Raw genomic sequence first — 23,717 nt, forward strand, 5'->3', positions numbered from 1 at the left:
GGCTACATACCTGCTTTTACGTATTTAGGATTGACGGATAGCTTTTCCGAGGCGTGGGTATGGTAGAATCGCATGTTGCGCGTGGATTGGTTGGCCTGCTCGGTAAAAGCGTGACGCAGCTCCGGACTATGAAAGCTCCAATAATCACGATGCTTTTGTCCGCCAAAAAGAGCGACCATCGCGTAATTGTAGCTTGCCGGATTGCACAGCCCGCCGGTACCGAGCGGCAGCATGTCGATGACTTCGCCGATCGTCAAGTCTTCATGCGAACGGTTCTCCGCTTCAAGAGCAAGTAAGAAGCAGGCGAATAGCAGGTCAGCGTTCGAGCGATGGGCGATCTGATCGAGGAGGTAACGGCTTGAAGAAGAGGTGTTCCAGGAGAAAGTGCGAACAAGTGGCTCGCGTGTAACGAAATCAGGGGAGATACGCTTGTAGGCGTGGCGGTTTCCGTAGATTTTTATAAAGCGGTCGAGCTTGATATGCGATTCCTTGCCGTAAGGCAGCTTGGGGACAAGGGAGCGAAGGAAGGCGGTGTAGTCCTGGAGATCGGTAAGTGAAAGTGCGACCGTACGATCCTTTTCCATGTGGTCGATCACCTTGAGCAACTCAACCATCGTGTCGAGCCTGTGGCGATCCGCAATCTCGAAAGTGTCCGGCCACAGAAGGTGGAGGAGGAAAGCAGCCACACCGAAGCCGTGTTGCCAGTCGGATAGCTTGTCCTGCCAAAAATCGAGCGCTTGCTCCGGGTCGTGCGCGGCGACTTGCAGAAAGTCGGGCCAAGCCTTGATGGCCTCGGAGATGGTCTTTCGGTGGGCGTACGGGAGGTCCTTGCGCTGCCATCCTCCGAGCTGCCATCCGAGGGCTTGTTTGAGCGTCTCAGTCGGCACGGTTTTCGGATTGCGAAAAACGTGACGCCACTCGTCAAGCGGCTCGATCGGGTAACGGGCAAAGGGAAAACGACCAAGGTACTCATCGATCCGCTCGGTCACGGCTGCTGCGATGGCTTTCTTTTCTTTTTCGTTTATTGTCAGGGTCATACAAATAATCTCCTCTCAAAATACAGCCTTTTAAAGGTCCCGATTAGCTGCTTCTCGGGCTTCTAAGGAAATCCAAAACGGTGGCGCTAGCTCGGAAACCCATCCTGCTGCTAAAGCAATAGGGCTACCTTCCATGATTGGCGGTCCTTCGGACCATTCGTCCTCATTTGTGAACTGAATACTGTTCGAACAGATAGTGACGTACAGATCCGTTCCGTCAAAGTAAGGGGTAACGGACTCGCCTTCCCTGAAGGCAAGGGCTACTCTTACTTTTAAAGTGATCTCTTGTTTGCTGCCATCCTGTCCGACTTGTGAAGCCGAAACCGCTAAGAAGCACATGGTTCCTTCGTGATCAAAAGACGATTCCAAGAACTCCAAAAGTCTTTTGTGTTGGTCGTTTTCCACAGAAAGCCTCCTCCATTTTTCTGGTTCCAAGTCATGATATATGTCACAATATTCCGGATTTACGGAATGAAAAAATAGCCCGATCCTGTTTGGACGGAAAAGGGCTGGCTTGCTGTCTATACGGATTTACGAATTGAATAGGGGAATCCGACTAGATAGTGCTCCATCTCATCCTCATCACCGAACGGGTCTCCTTCGTCGTTCTTAAGTTCATCTGGCTCAGTATCATGTTTTCGTAAAATGTTAAATAAGAATATCAAGAATGACTAAGAGTATTCTTATTGACTCTTAATATTCTATTTGATATTCTAAGCTCAGTGGTAATTAATGGGGGAGCGTATGGCACAATTTAATGCAAGATACCTTTTTAAGTTAAAATTTAAATCCCCTAGCAGTGAGGCCTTGAATACAGATTTTAATACATTAATATCCGATGTAAACGAGGCTATTGATGCTTTTAATGCTCGATTCAGGGGGATAAAAGAAATTGTATTACCGTCAATAGAATATTCAGTTATAAGCCTTGTTTTAATCGTTTACGATGAAATACGCGAGCAGATCACTGCTAAGGAGCTAACTTATTTCAGTCGATACCTGCACAATGAAAGAGATTGGGTTAGATTTACGAAGGAAAGAACAAAGCTGTTTGTTCCAATAAAAATCAATGAAATCACGGATGCAGAACTGTTTCGCCATATACACGAGAATAGCTTAAACCCACTCGATTACGAAGAATATTTTAAAAATTTAGAATTGGAAGAAGAGTATTTTGATGAGGAGCTCGATCGTGGGAATAAGGGGATGGAGAAAGGAGAATCTTTCGAAAGTGATTTAATCAGTTCAGTCTCGGATGAGCAGATAATTGCTACACTACAAAGTCTGCTCTTAAACAAGGACATGGGACTAGCTGTAAATGTATTTAAAAAAAATGCAGCTGTTGAGAAAATTAAGAGAATACTGATGCCTTGGATTATTTCATAAATTTTATTAAAAGGGGTGTTGTAAATGAAAACACAAGAACCGTTCCTAGAAAACGAACAGGCAAGATTACTCTACAGAATAACAAAAACCGAAAGCCAAAAAGGTAGTTACAACGTTTTTATCCAAGATCGATTGAAGAATAAACCGGTATATAAAGTTCCGATAGATTTACTTCGATACAATGATAATAACTTTCGAATCCGACATCAAGTTGATTATAAAGTTGAATCCGAAGGCATCACCTTAATTGATGAGGATATTGAAGATCAAACTTGGATCGAAGATATTTTAAATGCTGATGATCCAGATGTTAAAAGAGTAAACACTTTTCTTTCCCAAAGCATAAAGAAGTATGGGCAAAAAGATCCTGTAATTGTTCGTTTGGCTGATGCTGTAGTGGTTGATGGTAACCGCAGATTAATGACGCTAAACAAACTTGTACTAGAGGGGAATGCTGAATTTAAAGTTGTTGACGCCGTAATTATTGATGAAGAGCTTACTGATATAGAATGGCTAGAATTAGAGGCGCGATATCAGTATGAGAAGGATGCAAAATCTGAATACGACAACATTAATGAAGCGAAAATGTTGAAGAAGCTATACGATATTTATAATGACTACGATGCTGTGGCCAAAAGAGTTCAATCTAGGAAGTCGCATGTAGAAATGCGGATTGCCACTTTATCGCTAATAGATTCTTATTTAGAAAAATTAGGCTCAAAAAATAACTACAGCAGAATTTCTTCATTTACACTATTTGAAGAATTAGCGAAAGAACAAGAAAAAAGAACTGAGTTAACACCTACGGAGTTGCATGAGCTCGAAGTAACTGGTCTTAATGTAATAACATTAAAATCAGTTATTGAAGAATCAAACAAAAAATCTCGATTAGTAAATGGAGTAAAGGAAGATGACACAATTGATGATCGTATTTTCCGTAAAATGCTTAAGACCTTTACATTGGAACCAGCAAAATCTGTACTGACACAAACAGTTAAAGGTGACTCATTACTAAGTTATGAAGAAATAAAAGCTGTAAAAAACGATTTTAAAAATGATGTGTCCACTGCAATTCTAATTCAAGAAGCTCATAAACAAGCTAAGGAACCTTTAAGGATGATAAATCTTGCAATATCCCACCTGAAAAGTATTCAAAATTTGAAGGGAAATGCGCGGAATCCAATTGTTACAGCAATTGGGGACGTAACAAGGGAGCTTAATAGAATTAGACAAATGTTAATGAATGAACAGAGTTAAGAATTTCTGTTAAGAGACTAAGGAGGTGTTCAAATGGTAGAAATAACTTTTTATGAAAATGAACTGACTTTAATCAGCAATAATGAAACTGAGCTTACTCGAGTCCATATAATTAAACAAATACAAAGACTGGGATTTGAGAGTAAAGATGTAGGCAAATTTGTTTGTTTGGGAAGTAATCATTTAGCTCTTGCTAATTTACTAAGTTTATTAGAGGTCCGAGGAATCAATTATCAAATGGATCATAATGCTTCCTCGCTCTATCAACAATACCAAGAAGAGCTAGAATTAATTGAGTTGCTTAGGGTACAAGGACTCGAAGCACAAAATGTAGAGATAATACCTCCTATAGAGATAAAGGGCCTTAAACGAAAGTTATTTCCCTATCAAGAAAAGGCCTTTAACCACATGGTTACTGTACAAAATCCAGCCAACTTTTCAGTTCCGGGTAGTGGAAAAACAACTATGGCATATGCGTATTTTCAATATTTAAAAAATAACAATATTGTTGATAAGATGCTAGTAATTGGACCTCTTAGTTCGTTCAGGGTATGGGAAGAAGAGTACATTGAGTGCATACAAGGAGCCTCGCCATCCCAAATCAAAAGAGTTCATGGACAAAACAGACATTCAGTTTACGGAGATAGAAGATTCTCAATTTTTTTGACTAATTATCAGCTTGCTTATCGTGATAAAGATTTAATAATATCCCATATTAGTGAAACAGGTCGATATTTAATCGTTATTGATGAGGCACATTACATCAAAAACCCCGAAGAAGGAGCAATTAAGAATGCACTTTTAAGCATTGCTCCTTACGGGGTTAGGCGAATGATTGCGACTGGAACTCCATGTCCCAACAGTTTGCTGGACTTACATTCTCAATTGACCTTTCTTTGGCCTTCTGAAGCTGTGACAGGAAGTAAATTTGAGTTTCAAAAGCTGATTGAAGATGTTGAAGTGGTAAGAGCACGCATCAAACCATTTTTTTATAGAATTCAAAAACAGGTGCTTGAACTTGAGGAACCACATACTAATGTGATCTCTGTAACTATGTCTGACATACAAAAAAAGATTTATGATTCCATTGTAGATAAAGCTTTAAATTTCATAACCCAATATAGCGTTAATGATGCACAATTATTAAGATGGAGACGCGCATGGGCGATTCGAATTAATCAAGTCATGTCTAATCCATCTTTACTAATAGATGATTCTAATGAAGAGTTTGAACAAGGCTATGTACCAGCGTTAGATAAACATGTTGTTGAGTTAGTTAAGGATTACTCTAAACTAGAGATTCCTGCTAAATTTACGGCAACATTTATAAAATTATTAGAACTTAGATCAAAAGGTGTTAACAAAGTAGTTGTATGGACTAACTTTAAAAAAAATGTACAGATGCTGAAAAAGTTGTTGATTCCCGAAGGTTGGGAAGTAAAAGTGGTTACTGGAGATATTTCAAATAACGAAAATGTTTTAGAAAATCGGGATCAAGTAATAGAAGAATTTCGCAATACAACTAGACCAGCCATTTTACTTGCTACACCGGCCTCGTGTGCAGAAGCAATCTCACTTCATAAACATTGCCATGATATGATCTTTATGGATCTAACGTTCAACGCAGCTCACTGGATGCAGGCAAAAGACAGGATTCATCGTATAGGTATGAAAAAGGGAGTTGATACAAATTACTACGTGTTCCAAACTGAAAACTCATATGATCAAACTATCTATGAAAGAGTGATTCGGAAAGAAAATAAAATGATTGCTGTTTGTAATAGTGACATACCTATTCCAACAGAAAATGATGATGAAATATCTTTTGAAGGATTTATTACAAATGAGGACGAAGTATTTTCCGCATTAGAAGCCGAGTTGGCTGCATGGGAGAGTATGAAATATGAGTAAATCATATTTGGTTGAAGTTTCAAAATGGTTGTATTTGTTCAATAATTGGTCAAGGGATAGCGAGATACCTTTGTCATATTCCGAAGCCATTTATCTTCGGCGAAAAATCAAAACAGACGAAAGACTGGCTCCAGAAAAAGTTCTAGATGAGCTTATTGAAATGGACATCATCGAAAGAAGAATTGATGGTAGATTTGAAATTCTTACGCTAAGTATACTGGCCCATAAATGGATTGAGGAAATAAGTGGGGAAGGTAATTTCCAACTACAAAAGTCTCACAAACATCATATCGCAAAGCATTACATTAAAAAGTGGATCATCAGACCTGAAATCGCAGGTATTTTCTCATTGTTTGTCAATGAGAAAAATGGTCAATTTTTTCTTGAAGAGCACCTATTCTCAGACAGTTTGACTTTCTTCAAGATAAAGCTTTTGTCGTTCGAAGTTATTTATTTAAAGGAGGGTGCCTATTTTTTAGATAGTGATTTTAATTTTTTAATTGATGGAAGCCGAGTGAATAACGTAACTACCGAAAAAATATTGTTGGAACAACTGGAGCTTCAACACGAAATCGGGCTAGAGGGTGAGCTTTGGGTTGTTGAGTATGAGAAGGCAAGAATAAAAAAAGATCATCTTGGAAAAGGTAGCCAAGTTGAGAGAGTTTCAGAACAAAATGTATCTCTTGGATATGATGTGTATAGCCTAGTTGAACCCTTTGAAGATGAGCGTTGTATTGAAGTGAAAACCTCACGTTCGCCGGATATTAGCTTTTACTTGACACCCAATGAACTGACGGTTGCAAAAATGTATGGCGAAAGATATTGGATATATCTGTTAGTCGGAAAGAAGAAAAACATGGATCCATCCAAAGTGTATAGAATCAAAAATCCAGCTCGATTCTTTGAAGATTATGATATAAAGCTTCATCCGTCCCTTTATAAAGTTCAATTAGATGTTCACCAGGTGAGCGATTATCTTGATGATTTGAACTAGGCAAGCATCTTTTATAATGCTTGCCTAGTTTATTAGTTAGTAAAATCCTTCACAAAAGCGATTAATGGTTCCAAATTAACCTCATTAGTTGCATATCCCCAGGAGAGCCTAATAGCACTATGCGCAGTGTGCTCATCAAATCCCATAGAAAGTAGAACATGACTTGGTTTGTATTCTTTGGAGGTACATGCTGATCCATTAGATAGAGCTAAATCTTGTTCAAGAGTTAACATCAAAGCCTCTGAATCGATTCCAGGAAAGCTGACATTTAACGTACTGGATAAACCGAATTGCATATCCCCATTAATTAAATGAGGGATTTCACTCAATTGAGAGATGATGCTTTCGCGTATTTGTTGTGTGGAGATCTTGCGAGCATTATATTCTTGATGAGCCAAAATAGAGGCTTTTCCAAAGCCGGCAACCAATGCAACAGGAACTGTACCTGGTCTTAGTCCAAATTCTTGCCCTCCACCCAACATGAGAGGTTGAATAGGCGGAAATTGAAATCTTTTTCTTCGTGCGACCAATGCACCAATTCCTTGAGGTCCAAATATTTTATGAGCACTGACACTTAGAAAATCGTAATGAATTAATTGAAGCTCTTCGACTAATTTCCCAAAAGTTTGGGCAGCATCAATATGAAAATAAGTAGGGGTTTCTCTTAAAAAATCCCCTACCTCGGCCACGGGTTGAATTATTCCGGTTTCATTATTTGCGTGCATCATGCTGACAAGCAAAGTGTCTGATCGTACGCGCCTGATAATTTCATTACTATCAATACGTCCGGATTTATTACCAGGCACTAGTTCTATTTCAAATCCTTTTTTAGACAAAAGTTCAAGTGGCTCTAGTATAGATTTGTGTTCAATTTGGCTTGAGATTATATGAGTTCTGCCGTTCTCAAGTCCCCATTCTGCTAAACCTAATAAAGTTAGGTTGTTACTTTCCGTTGCCCCGCTAGTGAAAATTACTTCATTTGAATCTACTTGTAGTAGTAAGGCAATTTCGCGGCGTGACTTTTCCACTAATTTATTTGCCATTTGGCCATACACATGTGTTCGACTACCAGCGTTACCAAAGTTATTACGATATACGTCGTTCATTTCTTGCAAGACTCTTTCGTCAATAGGGGTTGTTGCATTGAAATCTAAGTAGATTGTCATAAATAGTTACCCGCCTCCTCTTTGAGGAAGAGGGTATTTTCGGTTGCAAGAGTCAAGAGATCTTCTATAGATTTTATTAAGTTCGATGATGAAAGATATGATATACCTCGATGAAGATGTAGTCTGAAATATTTAGACAACGTGGCTGGGTCAGTCCCGAGATTGTCATTAATGCACCTTTGAATTATTAGTGCCTCAAATATTTCATGATGGTCTCCGCCGAAAACATGCCAACTCATTTCAACATTACTATCAGATGGAATAACCATTTCCATCGGAACCGTAGGTTCCCGTAGTGATAAACATACTGCCCAACGACATAATACATTCCAGTTTTGTATTCCAGTTTTGCCTTTTAACCGGGACAATTGATCTTTGGCATGATTAGATAGAGTGATTTGTTTAATTATCATATTGCTTCACCATCGAAATATCCTTTCGTTATTTTTGTTGTTTGTTCATTATGGTCAAACATTAGCATGTAGCTATTGTTAATATGTTTCTTGATTGAAGATAAATATTGTCCCTGAATTTCTGTATCTGTAGATAGGATTATTACTTGATGACTTGCGTTAGGTAAATACTTCTCTACAAAATTAAGCCTATGTGAGGAGTCAAGCCGCCCCATAGGAGTATCGATAATAACAGGTAATTGTCTACCAGAGGATTTAGCTAGCCCCCACAGAATAGAAATTGCCAACATTTGTTTTTCTCCTGCAGATAACCTGGATTTAGGTAACTCTATCCCCTCCATATCAAATAATTTAACCTCTAAAGCATCATTATCCACAATAACTTTAGAAACCAATGAAGTTTTGTGGATTAAAAATAAAAATGCTTCAGTAATGTGGAGGGATAAATCGCTTAATTTTTTTAGTTTAAGAACTTTCTTATATTCTTCCATTTTCTTCTGTGTTCGAATAGAGTATTCAATTATTCTCTTTGATTCCTCAGCATCATTACTTACTTCGAGAATTGTTTCTAAATTTTTCCGATATTGCATGGTCATCCGATTTATTTCAATCTCTTTTTGTTGATAATTCTGTTCTAGACGAACAAGTGACTCCTTAACTTCACCAATTTTTTGTGATAATGATTTCAATTCTTTAAGGATTAGATTTGATTTAGATTCATCAACTTCTAATAATAAGTGTCTATCTGCTTGTTCAAGCTGTAACTCTAAAGATTCGGTATTATTCACTAATGTTTTAGCTGTAAAACAAAGTTGCTGAGATTCACCACCCAAGAATCTTACCACTAATTCAATATTCTTTTCAGATGATGGGAACTGCGATTTGATCGTAGTATTTGCCTCGTAGGTCTTTCGCAAATTGTCTAAATAAGACACTAAATTATTTTGTAATTCATCTGTCGCATTGAACTCTTTTAGGGCAGATACGATTGAAGCATCGTGTTGCTTTAATATTGGCAGAATGGATGCGGAATCTTTGCGTAACTTTTCTGTTTTCATGTTATCTAATAAGCTATTTAATAATGGTGTTAACATTGAAACGGGAAGATTAGAAGCTGCTAAACTTATCATTTTTTCTTTGTTTTCCGCTAAAGAGGATTCTAATTTAGCCTTTGTGCTTATGAGGGTTGATCTGGTCTGAGCTAATTCTCCCCCTGTTTTTAAAAACTGATCTTCTTTTTGTTCAAGTTTGTGGTTTAGTTTTAGTAAACTTGTTTTTGTGCTAGTAATTTCTTGATTTATGCTCTGAAGTTGAAGTTGTCGTTCTTGGATTGCTGTTTTTAAATTATTAAGATCAAGGTCTTCTTCAATTGAAGGAATAAGTTTTTCGTGCTTGTTTATCACTTTTTTCATATCGACGATTAATCGATCAACAATGTCCAATCCAAGTAAGGACTGAATTGATTTTCTTGTGGTTTCACTATTATCATTTTCACTGGCTAACTTTGCAATTTTCTCACCATCGAAAAATATTAAGTTTGCTATCCCATATGGCAGCAGATCTTCCACATAAGTATCCCAATTAAGAGCCAGATAACTGTCTAGAACATCTTCTTTCCACACTTGTAATGATTCTTTAATGCGAACGTTACCTTTTTCCCATGAACGACGAATTAGAAGGGAGCTTTCTTTATTATCTAAAAAGGCTTTTATTTTTAGCTCAATCCAACTTTGATTCGAGGAAAAATCTCTACTTCGATGCATACATGCCTCAAGGTAATTTGAATATGAGATTCCACTTTCTTTATAAGATGGGCAACGTTGCCCGTAAAGAAGAAGAAGAATCGCATCTAAAATAGTTGTTTTTCCGCCGCCATTCATTCCGCCAATTAAAGTAATCGGCTTCCCTTCCACTGAATTTGGTGTAGGAGATAAATGGTGCTGTCCCGATATTGGCCAAAATTATTCAGACCTATTTCCTGAATTATCAAAGATGTCACCTCGTTTTATTATTCGTAAGAGCTTAATAGTAGATGATCAAAGTCAAGTTGTTTCTCAAGTTCGATTTTTTGATTCTCACGTTGCTTTTTATATTCAAGTGCATCTTCTTCGTCAGTATAAAAAGCTTTTTTAATTTCATTTTGAAGCTGGTCAAGTAATCCTTTCCGAACAGAATATCCATAGTTTTGCTGCTCAATATCAAGAAGAGAAGTTTGGAGTTGAAAGAACAGCTCATCACCTTCACAAATCTCCTTAAGTAAATTCCATTCGTCATGTCCTAACGGCTTTCTATAAATATCATTCAAATAGTTGTAACTGTTGCCAGTAACTTTTTCATAAATTCGGGGGAGTGAATCATCAAATTCATGTTTGTTTAAAACCCAAATACGTCTGATTTCACGCAGCTCGTCATCCGAGATTAGTTTGATTTTCCTAAACTCCTCAGGACCTTTTTGCTGAACTTCTATTTCGACCTCAAGAAGACGCGTTAACCAGTATTCTCTCCAAACTTTTGTATACGGACCGTGGACTGCTTGACCGTTATGAAGCAGAATATTTCCATGCATTTTTCTGAAGTCGCGTTTATCCCGATCATTAATTTTTCCTGATGAATCGGTTTTGCCAAGTTCATTTCGCAACTCGAGCATTGGAGTCATCCAGCTTTTTTCAGAGTCGTTTTGAATCATTGCCTTCATCGACTTATCTTCACTAACTAAAGTACATACCCAACATCCAAATCGACTGTTACCGCAACTTGGAGTGCTTGAATCAACGACAAGAGGGCAGTCATTGTCAGCAGTGGCACCTCGATACATTGTTAAAAGTTCTTTATTTGAAAACCCCCATGGATTTGGATACTGCATTAGAAAAGTCCAAACATTATCATCAGACCAATCTTCAATTGGGGTAAAGATTAGGGAGTTAGGAAGGCTGGCATTTGGACTAAGTCCGTCCCTCATTCTTTTATTCTCATAGAAGCTCATGTTACTTGCACGATTAGCGCTCTCAGCTTTGCGAGTCCCTAGAACAACAATAGCTTCTCCATGAGTTGCTACAACGTTTGTTATAAAGATATTTGATGGTTGGATTTTTAATCGAGAGGTACACCATCTAAATGTTATTCGTGGTGCAGGGTATCCTTTACCAATTAAATTCACCCAGAAGCTATCCTTGATTTCAGGTGTAAGACGATGGGGAACGATTGGCATTTGTTGTTCGTCTGCAGCTGCTTTTATTTTCTCGTGAGACAAAATAACCCACATTGACATAACTGGTGATTCAACTAATGTATCAGTACTAATAACATGTATCGTTTTGTGTCTACTTTCAACAGGTAATTTAGAAATGGCATACCAAACTAATTGTAATGTTGCGCTGGAATCTTTTCCTCCACTGTACCCAACAACCCAAGGAATAGTATCTTCAAGATATAAGCGCTGAATTTGTGCTGTAATATTGTCAATTATTTCTCTTGTAAGTTTTCCTGTGCTCATGCTAATCCCACCTTCTTACTACTAATATAGGCTTTTTCTGCACACTCTTCTTCGACTGATAACACTAATCCAAGGCTTCGTTTTAACTCGATGGCCATAAGGGTAATATTATTTCTAGAATTTGAGATCTTACCACCAATTAATGCTCGACCTTCCCATTGAACGTTATTTCGATGCCAGTTAATAACTTTAAGTTGACCAAGTTTTGCTTTCCAGTCATGTGGATAGCATTGTATAAGTGTTCTTCCTGCTTTTCCGATTGCACTTAATACAACTGCATGAGCATGGATATAGTCTTTTCTGAGTTCGGCTGCCGAAACTTCGCCTTTTTTGACTAATTGCCACTCATTAATGTTTTTGGATATCTCATTCCAATATTCAATGGCCAAAGCTGTTTGAGAAGAAAGATCAAGGTTATTTTTGTCTTGAAGCAGATCTAATGTTGCGTTATGAATTCCGCTTAAAGTAAATAATTTGTTAGAACGGTTTGAGATTGTTGATTTTTCAGTTTCAGTTAGGCCATTGAACACATGGACTTCAGAAATTATCTCACGTGCCATTTGAGCATAAGGGTCTCGATAATCATAAAGCAGGCTTAAGGATTTTGTAGTTCGAATCGAGTATCGATTGAGATCAGCAAACATCTGTTGTGAACGTCTTAGACCTAAATCAACAAAAAACACCACGGAAATGGTCTCATCACCCAATTCCGGGCGTTCCTTTAAAGCGGCTTCGATGGCAGCGCGTCGGTGCTGGCCATCATTAATAATAAATTGCGCATCCATCGGTATTTTTATGAATCCTAAATTATAATGCACTGGTTGATCTGATGCTGGGGAGAATTCAATATTTCCATCAACAGATGCTGTAAGAGCAGAAAACACATATGCCTCTGGATTTTGTACTATATATGAAGATATTTCAGGAATGCGAGATTTGTTTAGTACTCGCTGTGCTCTAATTTCAGGCTGAAGTTCCTCTTCATCAAAGAGAAATATCTTAGGTATTATCCGCATTGGACACATAGATATAAAATATTCTTTGCCTGCTTGTATTCCACGGATAGCAGGGAAGTTGTAGTAAAATGCATTTTGCATTTGAACATTCTCCTTTTGGAAGTCTTATAAAATGCATTTGGAAGTATTATATCATAGATTATAAAGCAACTCTTCTTCCTTTTGTTCGATCATTTGTTCATACAACGCCTTGTCATACCACTTGGAAACTAAAAAGGACACCCGTCTGGGTGTCCTGAAATTTCGCCTCAGAGATGATATGCTGAACCGTACCATAAGTGACGGCGAAAAACTTCGGATGCCCTTTTCCAAAGCTTATTGTCGGGAATTGTACAACAACATCCCGAACGAACGGGTGGGCTCTATCCATTGCTGACCGCGGCATCGGCTTTTGTTACAATAGGGAGACAAGGGAGTGAAACGGAATGGGACGGAAACAAGCGTACACGCAAGCGGAACTGTTGGACACGACGAAACGGCTGCTGCTAGAGCACGGCTATGACGGCTTTCATCTGAAGCTGCTGTCCCGACACTTGCACGGAGCGCGGAGCACGATTTATCAGTACTATGGCAATAAAGAGCAAATCGTCGCGGCCTGCATGAAAAGCGTGATGATGAACATGCTGGAAAGCGCGTCCTTGGTAGACGAATCGGATTGCATGAAGGCGCTGGAGCAGGTGCTGCGCATCTATATCCAAGAATCTGCGTTTCATCAGCTTCTTGGGAGTATCAACAAAATCAATACGGCGGATGCCCCGTCCGCAGCGGAAGATCTGGCGTTCGTGGAGCAGTCGCATATTACGCTGAAAGACCAGCTTAGCCGATTGTTCGCCCGTGCTCAGCAACAAGGCGCGCTTCGCAAGGATGTTCCGCTTCCCATTCTGATCGGAGTCTTCTTTAACTTCATCAACACGCCCAATATGCTCGGTATTCCGACCGCGCAGTGGAGCCGGCATCTGTTCGACATTTGGCTGAATGGCGCTCGGGAATAAGGCTTCCTATTCCGATATTTAATTGACACAAGTGTCATTTAAATGATTTAATAGGGATGCACATGCTGCGCAGCGTGAAGAGACATTGAATTCGACACAAGTGTCAATTAAATAGCAAGGAGAGGGACGAAATGTTTTTAGCGATCAAGGAACTTATGCACAACAAAACGAGATTTCTCATGCTGGCAATCATTTTCGTACTGGTTTCTTGGCTGGTTTTCATTTTATCTGGATTAGGAAACGGACTGGCGTCGCTTTCCGCTTCTACGATCAAGCATATGAAGGTCGAATACGTCGTCTTCGAACAAGGCTCACAGTCTTCGTTAAGCAAATCTCTGCTATCGGAGGAACTGGTTAAAGTGGCTGCGCAGCAACCGAACGTAAAAGCCGCCGCACCGCTCGGGACCACGATGGCGACTGCGTTAAAGGGGCAGAGCGAGAAGGACGAGGATAAACTTGACATTGCCATAATCGGAATCGCTCCCGGCAGTTTTTTGCAGCCAAAGATCGTAGAAGGGGAAGGACTTTCCGGCGATAAGCCAACCGGAGTGCTGGTCAATATTTCGATGAAGGACGAAGGATTCTCGATCGGCGATACGTTTAAGCTGGATGGGTCTACGGAGTCGCTCACTATTGTCGGATACGTGAATGGAGAAACGTATAACCATGTGGCTTCCGTGTTTACTCCGATCGATGAATGGCGCAAAATCGCGTTTGCCGCGCCGGGATCGGACAACGGCGTTGCGGAGCCGATTAACGCGGTTATGCTGCAAGGGAACGGGATTCATCCGAGCGATTTGAACGGGAAGCTGCCGAACACGAATACGGTTAATCGCGCGGCGGCCATACAAGGAATGCCGGGGTATAAAGAAGAGAGCGGCTCGATAACGATGATGCTCGCCTTTCTGCTGACGATTTCCGCCTTCGTGCTTGGCGTGTTCTTCTACGTGCTGACGCTGCAGAAGTCGAATCAGTTCGGCATTATGAAGGCGATCGGGGCAAGAAACGGGTTTTTGGCAAAGGCGATCATCTCCCAAGTGCTGCTGCTTTCCGTTGGAAGCATCCTCATTGGCATCCTCCTGACGTATGCGGCAGCGACTGTGTTGCCTCAAGCGATGCCGTTTATTTTGAGCACAAGGCTGGTCGTGATTTATGCCATCGTTCTGGTTATTATAGCGCTGTTAAGTTCGCTCGTATCGGTTCGGAAAATAACGAAGGTGGATCCGCTCAAGGCGCTGGGGAGGGTTGAATAATGACGACAGGATTGCACATGAGCAACGTGACGAAATATTATTCGGAAGGAAGCAATAAAATTGCCGCACTGGATCAAGTATCCATCACGATAAGCCCGGGAGAGTTGGTCGCCGTAGTCGGACCTTCCGGTTCTGGGAAAAGCACGTTCCTATCGGTCGCAGGCGCGCTGTTGAAAGCTTCCCAGGGGGAAGTTAACATAAGCGGGCAAGAGCTCTCCGAGCTCTCCGACCGGGAGCTATCCACGATCCGGCTGAACGAAATCGGGTTTATTATGCAATCGTCGAACCTCGTTCCTTATTTGAACGTGCTGGATCAGCTATTGATCGTGAAGCGGATGTCGGGAAAAGTGAAATCGGCGGATAAAGAGGTTGCTATAAGGCTATTGGAGGAATTGGGGCTCGGCGCGAAGCTGAAGAGCTTCCCCGAGGCGTTATCTGGAGGCGAGAAACAAAGGACGGCGATTGCTCGGGCGTTGATCAACGATCCGAAGGTCATTTTGGCGGACGAGCCGACGGCTAGCCTGGATACGAAACGTGCGCATGAAGTTGTGGGCTTGATTGCGAAAGAAGTGAAATCGCGGAAAAAAGCGGCGATCATGGTCACTCATGATGAGCGGATGCTGGAGTACTGCGATAAGGTGTATAGAATGGAAGACGGTAAATTAACGGCAGTGTAGCTAAGCGATGAGCGCTTGTCGGCAGGAAAATGCAAACACAAGGAGGCACCCGCTTGGGTGCCTTTCGATTTCGCTCTATAGATGTTACGGAGAACCGTATCATAAGTAGGGCGAATATTTGGTGCTCATAGTTTTTTTAGGGGCAAGTAATGTCGCCGTTCGGTACACTTAGGTACAAGTTTTGCTGTTTAACTCGGGCAACGAAGGCGGCTATTTATTATTGCTCTTTATTTTGCCAGAGTAACACATCGGCTTCATCTTCAAAATGATGAGTCTAGAAACCTAAAGAGGTGAGCAAATGGCAGTCGTAAAAGCCAGATCACGGGATATTGAAATGTTGGCAAGGTTAATTCGAGCTGAAGCTGAGGCTGAAGGGGAAATGGACTCCTGTGTAGCGTGACTGGAAATATCCATAAAAAACCATCTTGTCATATGACAAAACTAAGGACAACAGTCACTACTGTATAAAAATTTAATTATTTATAATTGATATTAGTATAATAGAAACTTTGCATATGGTAGCTAGTTCAATCGAGAGAGCGGCGAAGATACTGCGCTATGCACCATTAACCAATGCTACTCGAGCAGAAGCTCTTACAATGCTATTGCATGTATTAGAATTAGACTCAAGCCTTAAATCCTTATTTAAATAAAAAATAGTAAGACGGCGCCATCTTGCTTTTTAATGTTTTAATCATTTTCTATGTATGGTAAGAAAAGTTAAGTTTTCCATAACATTACTCATCTGAATAACCCTTTGAATCTGACAACGAATTATTTAGTTTTTTGTTGCGGTTTTTTAAGAGGGGTTTTTAGTTGGAACCTCGTATTTCAATGTGCACGTAAAAAGAGAGTACTGTTTGCTATAGCTATGATTGGAGGATGTACGTTGAATACAAGAAAGAGACGATTATTCACAAGATCAGTTTGCATAATGATGGTTATGGCCATGTTATTTTATCCGGGCTTTATGTTATCTAGTATCCCGGTATCCGCGGCATCGACAACATCGATTATAAGCACAATCAAGAATGTAGGGACTCAAGGAATAACATCGGATTCTTTAGGTAATGTCTATTACGTAAAAACGTCGGTTGGGAGTAAGATATATAAACTTTCTACTGAAGGAGTTGAAAGCGAATTTGCGTCTTTGGGATCGACAACTTATCAACTTGTCACAGATGCTAACGATAATATTTATGCGGCGGCTAATTCCGGGTTGAAAAAAATAGATCCTCAGGGAACGGTCACTTCAATCTCCGGTCCGACTAACGTGACGAGCATGGCGCTTGCTATTGATAATTCCGGAAATGTCTATTATTCGGACACTCTAACCATGCTTAAAAAGATAGATACGGCGGGAAATGTTACGGTGCTGGCGTCAGGCTTTAATCAGAATATGGGTATGGCTGTGGATTCGAACGGCAACGTATATGTGGCCGATTATACGGCTCATGTAATCAAAAAGTCGATACGAGCAATAACAATAATGTTACCGTTATAGCAGGAACAGCTTCATCTAGCGGGTACACCGGCAACGGTGGCCAGGCTAGCGACGCCAAGTTGAAGGGTCCGCACAATATGATTATGTCTGACGGGCAATTGTACTTTGCGGAATATGACAACTATGTTGTACGCAAAATCGATCTTGCCACCGGAATCATCGATGTGGTAGCAGGAAATGGAACAAGCGGCAATACAGGGGATGGTGGAGCGGCTGATGCCGCCACATTGGGGAGAGTGTTCTCCATAAGCAAAGACGCTTTCGGCATTTTATACATAGCGGCCGAGAACGCTACAAAAATAGTATATACGCCTGGAACGCTGAGCGGCACGGTGCTGGATACAAGCAACAATCCTGTCAATGGCGCCACGGTTGCCATAGCCGGAACGGCACTATCGACCACAACGAACGCAACGGGAAGCTTTACTTTGAACAATATTGTGCCGGGCAGCAGAAAGCTAACGGTGACGGCTGCGGGATACGGGAATGGCGAAGCGACAGTGGCAATCAATGACGGTCAAAGCGTAAGCGTTGGAAATATCGTAATTGGAGCTCAGGTTAGTGGCGTCACGTTGGATAAGCCCGCATTGTCCTTGGCGGTAGGAGGAGCACCGGCCGCACTTACGGCAACGGTTTCGCCCAGCAATTCCGCTGACAAAAGCGTAGCTTGGCATAGCAGTGATGCTAATATTGCAACGGTGGACAATAACGGACTTGTTACGCCGGTGGCTGAAGGAACGGCGACGATTACGGTGACGACGGCGGATGGAGGCAAGACGGCCACCAGTATAGTAACGGTGACGCATTTTGTAGCAATGCCTGCTATCGTCTATACAGATGCAGCAGTGCAACAAATTACTTCTATGACAGCTACTGCTGGAGGAAATATAGCTTCAGACGGTGGTGCTATGGTCACGGAGCGAGGAATTGTATATTCCAAGAATGCCAATCCGACTATTGTGGATGGTAAAGCTGTAGCTGCAACTGGGGGAGCAGGAACCTTTTCAGTGAGTCTTGCTGGGCTTCAACCCGGAACCATCTATCATGTGCGTGCTTATGCAGTGAATGCAAGCGGAATAAGCTATGGACAAGAGGTTACTTTTGCAACATTAAGCTCTAGTTCTGGCTTGGATACATTACATTTAAGCGGTATTACATTAGATCAAACGGTGAGCGGAAGTGTATATAACTATACGGCGAACGTACCGAATTCCACATCTGACTTCACAGTAACGGCGACTGTAAGTGATCCTATTTATGGTTCCGTGTCAGCGAGTGTCTATAATAGTGCCAATACTCTTGTAGCTGGTCCGGTGAGCTTGTTAAGCGGGGAAACAAGTACAGGGCTTCCCCTTAAAGTAGGCAGTAATCGAATTGAATTATTCGTCATTGCTCAGGATGGTACAAGTACCAAGTATACGGTGACGATAACGAGAGCTACACCAAACGATGGTCCTGTCGGTGGTGGACCGAGTGTCGTACTCCCGGTTGTCTCTACCGATGGGAAATTAATTCTCCCTGTAGGTCAAGCAGGCGAGGTTAGATTGGACAATGGGCTTGTTATTGCCGTTCCGGCTAATGCTTCAAGCAAGGAGCTGGGATTAACAATTGAAAAAGTGTTAGATGCGAAGAACCTTCTCAGCAATAGAGAGATTCTTGCAAGCTCGATCTACGAGATTCTGAAAAACTTCCCAGAGAACTTCAGTAAATCAGTGACTTTGACTTTTGTATTCGATCCAGCACAATTGAAGACTGGCCAAACGGTAGCGATCTTCTATTATGATGAAGTGAAGAAGGTCTGGGTAAAAGTTAATGGCAGTAAAATAAATGGAGATCGCATTGCTGCAGATGTGGATCATTTTACGAAGTTTGCTGTACTCGTAGTTGATCAAGCGACGGTTTTACCAGTAACTGAACCAACTAAGGAGGCTCAATTAAGCGATATTTCCGGACATTGGGCGGAGGCCAATATTAAGCAAGCGGTGAGCGAAGGCATCGTCAAGGGTTATACCGATGGATCGTTCAAGCCAAATACTACGGTGACACGCGCGGAATTTACTGTAATGCTGATGAATGCGTTGAAAGCGCAAGATGAAGGTGCGGAGCTGATCTTCACAGATGTAGCATCAATTGGGGCTTGGGCGAAGAAAGCAGTTGAGCAAGCCGCGAAGTCGGGCATAGTTAAAGGTTTTGATGACAATACATTCCGTCCGGATGCAAAAATTACACGCGCCGAGATGGCCGAGATGATTGCTCGTGCAATGGACTTGTCCATCGAAGAGAATGCCGAAACGGGATTTGCAGACGATAAGGATATCCCCTCATGGGTAAAGGGCGCGGTAGCTGCCTTAAAGAAACGGAATCTAATTGAAGGCAAAGGCTCCAACCAATTCGATCCGACTGCTCCAGCAACAAGAGCGGAAGCTTTAACGATTATATTGAAGATGTTAGAAAAAGAAAACAGTTAACCGTGTACTTCTGCAGTGAATGCCCTCCAATTCAGACAGATTCAAATATTTCGTATGTGATAAAAACCGCGAAAGCTTAATGCTACGCGGTTTTTTATGGTATTTTCATGCTTTCTTTTTAATATTCTTTCATTTCCAAAAGGCTTTGATATAACGGGCAATAATCATAAAAGCTAGGAATTAGCTTTGTTTAATTTAATGAGGAAAGAAGGTTGGCAACTATACGCCGCAACAAGCTCCTTCTTATTTTTCGCCGATAGACCTGTTACGCTGAACCGGCGAAAATTCTAAATCGCTTGTATTGAAGTGCACCCCTTAGAATAAACATTGGAAAAACCCTGGGTTAATCCGATGAAATTCTAAGGGGTGCATTTTTATGGCGATTAAGGGACAGAAGTATATGCATTATCCTGAATCACTTAAACTGGAGTCTATTCGGTTACATGTTGATGAGGGATGGAGATGGATGAGGAAATATCGTGAAGACGGGCAAGCGGCGTTTGAAGATAGACGTGGAAGCCCACATCGTGCAGAAACAGAGCAAGAACGAGAACTCAAACGCCTTTATATGGAGGTAGACGTTTAAAAAAGTGGTTACAAATCTTGAATCGGGAGGGTTGAAAAGTAAACATGCTGTTATATCGTCATCCCACTTTTCTAGTAAAATGAATTAGCATCACTAAATCCAGTGTATCATTATAGATTTCTTCCAACAATTGTAATTCTGCTTATAAGCGTTGATATTTGTGCAGCTCAAAAAGTGTGGTTGGTGTACAAGAGGATCATAAGAAAAGGGACTCCCTTAAGAATATTTCTCCATCATTTTATTTAAATAATTTCGAAATTCTTCAACATAGGTTTGGGGCTCTACTATCTCTAGATTTGTACCGAAACTTGCTAAAAATTGAAATCCAGTACTGTTTTGAGGAACGTGGATTGTGGCTAAGAGATATTCAGAGCTATAGCTTTCAATACTCTTTCGACCATACCTTTCAATAAATTGATCTTTTATGCTAGGCGGAATCAACGCCTTTATAGCGACTAGTTGCGGTTGATAACTTGCTTCATGTTCTTGTTCTAATAAATAATCTCTAGGGATAAACGTTTGTTCATCCATAATAAGATTATCAATCCTAGATAATTTAAATGTTCTATAGCTCTGACGATGTAAACAGAATCCCTTCAAATACCAACTCATTTCGCTAAAATGGAGCTGATACGGCTCAATAATTCGATTTGTTGTAATACCATCTTTATCAATATAATCAAATGAAACTAACTTTTTCTTTACTATTGATTCCTGACATGTGTTTAAGGTTTGAAGAATTTCAGAACGACCCTCCCAATCATAAAATGACAGGTGAATGGAACCTTTCCAGGATGTTGAGCCAATCATCGCATCAATTTTTTTTATCGTTAGTTCTACCTCATCACTAAATAAAATTTGTCCCAATCCACCGAGTGCAGTTAAAATATTTTCTAAGTCTTTACTGCTCAGAAGTCGTTTGTCTAATTTGTATTCATCCATTATTCCATAGCCGCCATGAACTCCATTTATAGCATAAATAGGTATATTAGAATAACTGAGGGTTTCCATATCACGCAGAATCGTTCTTTTTGACACATTAAATAATTTTGAGAATTCGGTTGTCGAAACAATATTTTTTTGCAGCAAGATCATTACGATAGATATTAATCGTTCAACTTTCTCCATGTTATCCCCCGGATCGGAACGTAATAAGTCCACCTATTTATGAAAACTCACAAAACTTTCTGAGAATCCTCTTTAGGTAAAAAAATGTTTTTTACAGAGCCATAATAGGTGACAAAGTAGCTGTCACCTATTATGGCTTATACTTCATGTATTACAAGAAGGAGGTTATATTATGTCGGTTATCACTTATGTAAATTTTGATGGAAATACAGAGCAGGTTATTGCCTTTTATTCAGAAGCTCTTCATGCAAGTGAAGTAAAAAAGGTGAAATTTAAGGATATTCCCCAAGATCCAAACTACCCATTGCCCGAGAATGAACAGAATATGATTATGGAGTCATCGTTGGAGTTCGCTGGTGGGAAAATAATGATGTCGGATATTCTACCTTCCATGAAGCAGGTAACGGGCGAGTTGGTTAAAGGCAACAACATACTAATTAGTATCGTTATTGATGATAAAGAGGCACTGCAAAATTACTTTTCTAATCTGTCTGTTGGCGGATACGTGATTATGCCGTTATCAGAAATGCCTTGGTCTTCCTGCTTCGGAATGTTGGTTGATAAGTTCGGTGTTACTTGGAAGTTCAATAGCGACGCGGATAAGTTCCTGGATAGAGTTCTCTCCAACCAACAGTAAATCATACAAAAAAATGGTCTTTCATGAAGACCATTTTTTTGTATGAAAGGTAATGTTATCGCCGAGTAGATAACAATTCATGAAACATCTTATCCAATAACATTATTTCCGCTTTTTGGCTGATAGCATGGTTCCCAAGCTTTACATCAATGATAAAGTCATTGCTCAGCCACTGACGATAACGGGAAATAATATCGTTCTCAGGCAATTCTCCCATTGCCTTCGTTTCTGGTGGGATTACCGGAATTCCGGCTTGCTCTACCAGGTGAAGGTTCTGTTTAATATCTGCGGCAATCTTGCTTAGAATCTTTATACTTCTTGCTGTCTCAATATCCACCATTCCGTCATTCGTGTAGAAATGCTTGTTGACGATAGCCAACGCAATATGCGATATATGGAATGCCAGAATGTCTTTTTGGATTTCATAATGCAAATTGACCGATTCGAATAGTTGGGCTAGCTCTTTCACTCTTTCAGTCGTCCGTCCATTTATTTCACCGAAAATGGTCCCTTGATGTTTTTCGGAACCAAATTGGGCGTATAGAACATCCTCTTTGATGTCTCCACCCGCACCCGGGAATCCTGGGAGCAGCCGGTCTCCCACGATTTCAAGCCAGCTGTCATATCCTATGGTGTTGGTCAAGGTGACAATGGTTTTGCTCTTATTGTTCTTGATCGCAGTCAGGGAAGATTCGGCCTGATCATATCGTACGGGAACAAAGATAAAATCATAAATGTCGTCGTTCTCAAGCGTGTCTATCGTCTTGACCGATATTTGCTTGACCGTTCCGTTGTCGTTGTATGACAGTCCGTTCCTTTTAAGTGCCTCCAGCCTCTTTCCTCGTGCCAACAAGGTTACGTCCAGTCCGTACTGTACAAATCGGAGTGCGTAAACACTGCCAACCACGCCAGCGCCAAATATCAGAAGTCGATAGGGCTTGGTGTTCAATAGAATCCTTCCTTTCAAATAAATAGTCATAAATTGTTTAAGCAACATCTGTTAGATAAGATGATAATGCTGCATGCTTGTGATCTCAACCGGCAGAGTTAGTTGAAAGTTGCGTAGGCAACACATTGTCATATTTGATGTTTATCAAGGAGATATTGAAATGGTAAATCAGGAAGATCCGAGGGTGTTGCGCACACGACAGTTAATTATAGAAGCGTTCAGAGATTTGTTGCGGAGAAAAGGATTCGGGGCCATCACCATCAAGGATATCGCGCAGAAAGCAACCATTAACCGAGCCACTTTTTATGCCCATTTTGAAGATAAATATGCTTTGCTTGACGAAGTCACTGAACAGGTGTTCCATGAGATGATTCCAGAGCAAGTGGCGAATGCACGGGAGTTTACGGATGAAATATGTGAACAGCTGATCTTGCAGACGCACCGATACATCGTGGATTTTTATCAGACCTGTAGAATGGATTCCAAGCCGATGGCTACGCTTGTCGATGAGAAAATAAAGAAAATGCTGCTGCAAACCATAGAAAGCATCTTTCTAAAAGGAGCTACGCATCTTGGTGTGGGCAGGAATCCTATCAAAGTCATGGCGGCCATGACAGGCTCGGCGATCTATAGCGCTGCGCATTATTGGTTAAATGTCGAGGAAAAAGATCGAACCGATGGGCTTGTAGACATTGTTCGTTCTTATGTTATGAACGGTTTGGGATTGTATCGCGATGGGGGTAAATAGAGATAAAACTTTCGCGATTTTGGACATATGAGGCGGTAGCGTCAAGAAGTTTGTGTAGTAGGTTTTTCCATCGGGATGATGGACATGATTTTAGGTTTTAGA

20 protein-coding genes and 1 pseudogene are annotated in these 23,717 nt (G+C 40.8%); 12 read left to right on the forward strand and 9 right to left on the reverse strand.

What is annotated here, in order from left to right:
- Positions 1-2 precede the first annotated feature (2 nt).
- A complete protein-coding gene (locus tag D3H35_RS24565) occupies positions 3-1,037 on the reverse strand; it encodes a hypothetical protein (RefSeq protein WP_119151776.1) in 1,035 nt (344 codons plus the stop codon).
- A gap of 30 nt (positions 1,038-1,067) precedes the next feature.
- Positions 1,068-1,442 (reverse strand): hypothetical protein, encoded by a 375-nt coding sequence (locus D3H35_RS24570; protein ID WP_119151777.1) that lies wholly within the window; start codon positions 1,440-1,442, stop codon positions 1,068-1,070.
- Between the two features lie 339 nt (positions 1,443-1,781).
- On the opposite strand from D3H35_RS24570, the gene D3H35_RS24575 reads away from it, so the two are divergent.
- Genes D3H35_RS24575 through D3H35_RS24590 form a run of 4 tightly spaced genes read left to right on the forward strand, consistent with a single transcriptional unit; the run spans position 1,782 to position 6,585 of the window.
- Positions 1,782-2,423: a hypothetical protein gene (locus D3H35_RS24575; RefSeq protein ID WP_119151778.1), complete on the forward strand. Its 642-nt coding sequence runs from the start codon at positions 1,782-1,784 to the stop codon at positions 2,421-2,423.
- A 24-nt stretch (positions 2,424-2,447) separates the two neighbouring features.
- Positions 2,448-3,680, forward strand: coding sequence for a ParB/RepB/Spo0J family partition protein (locus D3H35_RS24580; protein WP_119151779.1), 1,233 nt, complete (start codon positions 2,448-2,450; stop codon positions 3,678-3,680).
- A 33-nt stretch (positions 3,681-3,713) separates the two neighbouring features.
- Entirely contained in the window at positions 3,714-5,591 is a 1,878-nt protein-coding gene (locus tag D3H35_RS24585; protein WP_119151780.1) for a DEAD/DEAH box helicase, read from the forward strand.
- Positions 5,584-6,585 (forward strand): protein NO VEIN domain-containing protein, encoded by a 1,002-nt coding sequence (locus tag D3H35_RS24590; RefSeq protein ID WP_119151781.1) that lies wholly within the window; start codon positions 5,584-5,586, stop codon positions 6,583-6,585. Before D3H35_RS24585 ends, D3H35_RS24590 begins: the two co-directional genes overlap by 8 nt.
- 32 nt (positions 6,586-6,617) lie before the next feature.
- On the opposite strand, the gene D3H35_RS24595 is transcribed toward D3H35_RS24590, so the two are convergent.
- Genes D3H35_RS24595 through dndB form a run of 5 tightly spaced genes read right to left on the reverse strand, consistent with a single transcriptional unit; the run spans position 6,618 to position 12,754 of the window.
- Complete coding sequence (locus D3H35_RS24595; protein ID WP_119151782.1) at positions 6,618-7,751, reverse strand: cysteine desulfurase family protein; 1,134 nt, start codon at positions 7,749-7,751, stop codon at positions 6,618-6,620.
- The gene (gene dndE / locus D3H35_RS35010; RefSeq protein ID WP_119151783.1) at positions 7,748-8,164 is read right to left on the reverse strand and encodes a DNA sulfur modification protein DndE; all 417 of its coding nucleotides are present in this window, start codon (positions 8,162-8,164) and stop codon (positions 7,748-7,750) included. The genes D3H35_RS24595 and dndE overlap by 4 nt, the downstream gene beginning before the upstream one ends.
- Complete coding sequence (gene dndD, locus D3H35_RS24605) at positions 8,161-10,116, reverse strand: DNA sulfur modification protein DndD (RefSeq protein WP_119151784.1); 1,956 nt, start codon at positions 10,114-10,116, stop codon at positions 8,161-8,163. The genes dndE and dndD overlap by 4 nt, the downstream gene beginning before the upstream one ends.
- 56 nt (positions 10,117-10,172) lie before the next feature.
- Positions 10,173-11,657 carry a DNA phosphorothioation system sulfurtransferase DndC gene (gene dndC, locus D3H35_RS24610; protein ID WP_119151785.1) on the reverse strand — a complete coding sequence of 495 codons (1,485 nt, stop codon included), beginning with the start codon at positions 11,655-11,657 and terminating at the stop codon, positions 10,173-10,175.
- Entirely contained in the window at positions 11,654-12,754 is a 1,101-nt protein-coding gene (gene dndB / locus D3H35_RS24615; protein WP_119151786.1) for a DNA sulfur modification protein DndB, read from the reverse strand. Before dndB ends, dndC begins: the two co-directional genes overlap by 4 nt.
- Before the next feature lie 344 nt (positions 12,755-13,098).
- Here dndB and D3H35_RS24620 point away from each other — a divergent pair, with 344 nt between their 5' ends.
- The 6 genes and pseudogenes from D3H35_RS24620 (at position 13,099) to D3H35_RS24645 (ending at position 19,567) form a co-directional block, all read left to right on the forward strand.
- The gene (locus D3H35_RS24620) at positions 13,099-13,665 is read left to right on the forward strand and encodes a TetR/AcrR family transcriptional regulator (protein WP_119151787.1); all 567 of its coding nucleotides are present in this window, start codon (positions 13,099-13,101) and stop codon (positions 13,663-13,665) included.
- 131 nt (positions 13,666-13,796) lie between these two features.
- Positions 13,797-14,918, forward strand: a complete 1,122-nt coding sequence (locus D3H35_RS24625; protein WP_119151788.1) for an ABC transporter permease — start codon at positions 13,797-13,799, stop codon at positions 14,916-14,918.
- Positions 14,918-15,595, forward strand: a complete 678-nt coding sequence (locus D3H35_RS24630) for an ABC transporter ATP-binding protein (RefSeq protein WP_119151789.1) — start codon at positions 14,918-14,920, stop codon at positions 15,593-15,595. Before D3H35_RS24625 ends, D3H35_RS24630 begins: the two co-directional genes overlap by 1 nt.
- Before the next feature lie 298 nt (positions 15,596-15,893).
- Positions 15,894-15,977: pseudogene (locus D3H35_RS32875) on the forward strand (cell wall hydrolase); the annotation flags it as partial.
- Between the two features lie 507 nt (positions 15,978-16,484).
- Entirely contained in the window at positions 16,485-17,099 is a 615-nt protein-coding gene (locus D3H35_RS24640; RefSeq protein WP_119151790.1) for an NHL repeat-containing protein, read from the forward strand.
- 77 nt (positions 17,100-17,176) lie between these two features.
- Entirely contained in the window at positions 17,177-19,567 is a 2,391-nt protein-coding gene (locus D3H35_RS24645) for an S-layer homology domain-containing protein (protein ID WP_119151791.1), read from the forward strand.
- An 802-nt stretch (positions 19,568-20,369) separates the two neighbouring features.
- On the opposite strand, the gene D3H35_RS24655 is transcribed toward D3H35_RS24645, so the two are convergent.
- Positions 20,370-21,281 (reverse strand): helix-turn-helix transcriptional regulator, encoded by a 912-nt coding sequence (locus D3H35_RS24655; RefSeq protein WP_119151944.1) that lies wholly within the window; start codon positions 21,279-21,281, stop codon positions 20,370-20,372.
- A gap of 172 nt (positions 21,282-21,453) precedes the next feature.
- Here D3H35_RS24655 and D3H35_RS24660 point away from each other — a divergent pair, with 172 nt between their 5' ends.
- Entirely contained in the window at positions 21,454-21,918 is a 465-nt protein-coding gene (locus tag D3H35_RS24660) for a VOC family protein (protein WP_119151793.1), read from the forward strand.
- A 55-nt stretch (positions 21,919-21,973) separates the two neighbouring features.
- On the opposite strand, the gene D3H35_RS24665 is transcribed toward D3H35_RS24660, so the two are convergent.
- Positions 21,974-22,867, reverse strand: coding sequence for a ketopantoate reductase family protein (locus D3H35_RS24665; RefSeq protein ID WP_119151794.1), 894 nt, complete (start codon positions 22,865-22,867; stop codon positions 21,974-21,976).
- A gap of 160 nt (positions 22,868-23,027) precedes the next feature.
- Here D3H35_RS24665 and D3H35_RS24670 point away from each other — a divergent pair, with 160 nt between their 5' ends.
- The gene (locus D3H35_RS24670) at positions 23,028-23,615 is read left to right on the forward strand and encodes a TetR/AcrR family transcriptional regulator (RefSeq protein WP_119151795.1); all 588 of its coding nucleotides are present in this window, start codon (positions 23,028-23,030) and stop codon (positions 23,613-23,615) included.
- The last annotated feature ends 102 nt before the right edge of the window (positions 23,616-23,717 follow it).

This window comes from Cohnella faecalis (assembly GCF_003570905.1).
Taxonomy (GTDB): Bacteria; Bacillota; Bacilli; order Paenibacillales; family Paenibacillaceae; genus Cohnella; species Cohnella faecalis.

Excerpts from the sequence above, each read along its gene's own strand:
- D3H35_RS24655 (WP_119151944.1), bottom strand. The coding sequence starts at position 21,281 with ATGGAGAAAGTTGAACGATTAATATCTATCGTAATGATCTTGCTGCAA.
- D3H35_RS24575 (WP_119151778.1), top strand. The coding sequence starts at position 1,782 with ATGGCACAATTTAATGCAAGATACCTTTTTAAGTTAAAATTTAAATCC.
- dndC (WP_119151785.1), bottom strand. The coding sequence starts at position 11,657 with ATGAGCACAGGAAAACTTACAAGAGAAATAATTGACAATATTACAGCA.
- D3H35_RS24580 (WP_119151779.1), top strand. The coding sequence starts at position 2,448 with ATGAAAACACAAGAACCGTTCCTAGAAAACGAACAGGCAAGATTACTC.
- D3H35_RS24660 (WP_119151793.1), top strand. The coding sequence starts at position 21,454 with ATGTCGGTTATCACTTATGTAAATTTTGATGGAAATACAGAGCAGGTT.
- D3H35_RS24585 (WP_119151780.1), top strand. The coding sequence starts at position 3,714 with ATGGTAGAAATAACTTTTTATGAAAATGAACTGACTTTAATCAGCAAT.
- D3H35_RS24620 (WP_119151787.1), top strand. The coding sequence starts at position 13,099 with ATGGGACGGAAACAAGCGTACACGCAAGCGGAACTGTTGGACACGACG.
- D3H35_RS24590 (WP_119151781.1), top strand. The coding sequence starts at position 5,584 with ATGAGTAAATCATATTTGGTTGAAGTTTCAAAATGGTTGTATTTGTTC.
- dndE (WP_119151783.1), bottom strand. The coding sequence starts at position 8,164 with ATGATAATTAAACAAATCACTCTATCTAATCATGCCAAAGATCAATTG.
- D3H35_RS24645 (WP_119151791.1), top strand. The coding sequence starts at position 17,177 with ATGATTATGTCTGACGGGCAATTGTACTTTGCGGAATATGACAACTAT.
- D3H35_RS24595 (WP_119151782.1), bottom strand. The coding sequence starts at position 7,751 with ATGACAATCTACTTAGATTTCAATGCAACAACCCCTATTGACGAAAGA.
- D3H35_RS24670 (WP_119151795.1), top strand. The coding sequence starts at position 23,028 with ATGGTAAATCAGGAAGATCCGAGGGTGTTGCGCACACGACAGTTAATT.
- dndB (WP_119151786.1), bottom strand. The coding sequence starts at position 12,754 with ATGCAAAATGCATTTTACTACAACTTCCCTGCTATCCGTGGAATACAA.
- D3H35_RS24625 (WP_119151788.1), top strand. The coding sequence starts at position 13,797 with ATGTTTTTAGCGATCAAGGAACTTATGCACAACAAAACGAGATTTCTC.
- D3H35_RS24565 (WP_119151776.1), bottom strand. The coding sequence starts at position 1,037 with ATGACCCTGACAATAAACGAAAAAGAAAAGAAAGCCATCGCAGCAGCC.
- D3H35_RS24630 (WP_119151789.1), top strand. The coding sequence starts at position 14,918 with ATGACGACAGGATTGCACATGAGCAACGTGACGAAATATTATTCGGAA.